Here is a 1,897-nt window from a genome sequence, read left to right as displayed (position 1 = left end):
CCTACTTGGTGTGTACAGACAGTTGTGAGAAGTGATCAAAACCCCGGTGAACTTTGTACAACTATCTCTGGATATGAAGACGATCCCTATGTAGAGACCATAATTCCTAAGGACGTCATCAATGACCTTTTAGGTGAAGAGAATTTTAAAAAAATGATATCAAATCACACACCTAAATGTACATATGCATCATACGCAAGCAAAGTATTTAGATGTATTGGATTTGAAATAGGACGATTTTCTAATGATAAAGACAAAATCTTTATTTCACTTAAGTCTAATGATGAACGTAGATTTATATCAATATTAGAAATTGATGACATCATACCGCCTCTGAAATTCAATTTTTAACAACCAAACCAAACAATTTTTAACACATGCGTGATTCACGCCACGAGTGAGTTGCGTTTCAATGGAGGAAATCAAGATGAGTGAGTTAACTATCACGCAAACCGAATTAGAAAAACAAACAAATGATAGTAAAAATCAAACAACAGCTATGGACCGCATTTTAAACAGAGCTTTAGAAAATGACGTCGATATGGATCGTCTCGAGCGCCTTATTGCATTGCGAGAAAAGGAAATAGAACGACAAAATTATCAAAACTTTGTCTTTGATCTTTCCACTATGCAAACGGAATATCAAAAAATCCAAAAAAACGCTATTAATACCCATACCAAGAGTACATATGCAACGCTTGATCAGTATATTGACGCCGTAAAGGATACTCTTGCAAAATACCACTTCGCTTTGTTTTCTCGTGTTAAAAGTCAAACCGCAACAAACATTGCCATAGAAATAACTCTGTCTCATCCCTCTGGCAATCAAATCTCAACCGAAGGAACATTTCCAATTGATGGACAAGGCAGCAAAAATAACATTCAATCTGTTGGTTCTACAATTACCTATGCACGAAGATACTTGTTAGGCATGCTTCTTAATGTAACCAGTGATGAAGATGATACTGATGGCAACACACTTATCGCAGGTGTCACATCTGAACAAATGAATGAGATCAAAGAATTAATAGAACAGACACAAGCAAAGGAAAGCGATATTCTTTCTTTCATAGGAGTAAAAAATCTAACACAGATGTCTTATAAACAAGCACAAACCGTTTTGTTTGCTTTGAAAAAAAAGAAACGCTCTCAAATGAATAAAGCACAACAAGAGCAACAAAAGGCGGTGTAAAATGGAACAAAGAACAGCAGAATGGTTTCAAGCCCGTTTAGGTAAAGTCACCGCTTCAAACGTTTATAACATACTCAGTAAAACGGCAAAAGGAATACCTACAAGCAAATATGAAGATTACAAAATAAAGCTTATGACAGAGCGATTAACAGAGGAAATAAGCCAATCTTACACAACGCCTGCTATGCAATGGGGCATTGAACATGAAGAAGATGCACTAAAAGAATATGCATTCATTTATGATACTGAAATCACAGGGTGTGGTTTCATTCAACATCCCACAATTCAAATGGCTGGTGCAAGTCCAGATGGGCTTGTTGGTGAGAACGGTCTGGTAGAGGTTAAATGCCCACAATCACCAAATCATCTACGCTTCTTTATCGATAGTCATATCAAGCCTGAATATCACGCACAAATGCAATTTCAAATGGCGTGCACTGGACGCCAATGGTGTGATTTTATCAGTTATGACCCACGTTTTGTAGGCAGATCATCTGGTTTCCGTATGAAAATCAAACGCGTCAACCGTGATGAAGAACAAATTAAAAAAATCAATCAAGCGGTTGAAATCTTTTTAGCAGAAATAGACCAAGAGATGCAAAAGATTTTAGCGAAAGCCGCTTGATATTATGGGGGTGCTCTCTCCTCCCAGCACCCCCACCCTTTCATAATAATTTTTAATCAATACGTGCTTCACACCACGGG

3 protein-coding genes are annotated in these 1,897 nt (G+C 37.3%); all 3 read left to right on the top strand.

Going from position 1 to position 1,897, the window contains the following annotated elements; all coding sequences use genetic code 11:
- A partial coding sequence (locus tag FNZ60_RS09895) for a hypothetical protein (RefSeq protein ID WP_210243985.1) occupies positions 1 to 351 on the top strand: 351 nt, incomplete at its 5' end.
- A gap of 76 nt (positions 352 to 427) precedes the next feature.
- Positions 428 to 1,192 carry an ERF family protein gene (locus FNZ60_RS08960; RefSeq protein WP_142417227.1) on the top strand — a complete coding sequence of 255 codons (765 nt, stop codon included), beginning with the start codon at positions 428 to 430 and terminating at the stop codon, positions 1,190 to 1,192.
- 1 nt (position 1,193) lies between these two features.
- Complete coding sequence (locus tag FNZ60_RS08955; RefSeq protein ID WP_142417226.1) at positions 1,194 to 1,817, top strand: lambda exonuclease family protein; 624 nt, start codon at positions 1,194 to 1,196, stop codon at positions 1,815 to 1,817.
- The last annotated feature ends 80 nt before the right edge of the window (positions 1,818 to 1,897 follow it).

The organism is Bartonella massiliensis, from assembly GCF_902150025.1.
In the GTDB taxonomy this organism is placed as follows: domain Bacteria; phylum Pseudomonadota; class Alphaproteobacteria; order Rhizobiales; family Rhizobiaceae; genus Bartonella; species Bartonella massiliensis.
This window is presented reverse-complemented; position numbering and strand designations above follow the sequence as displayed.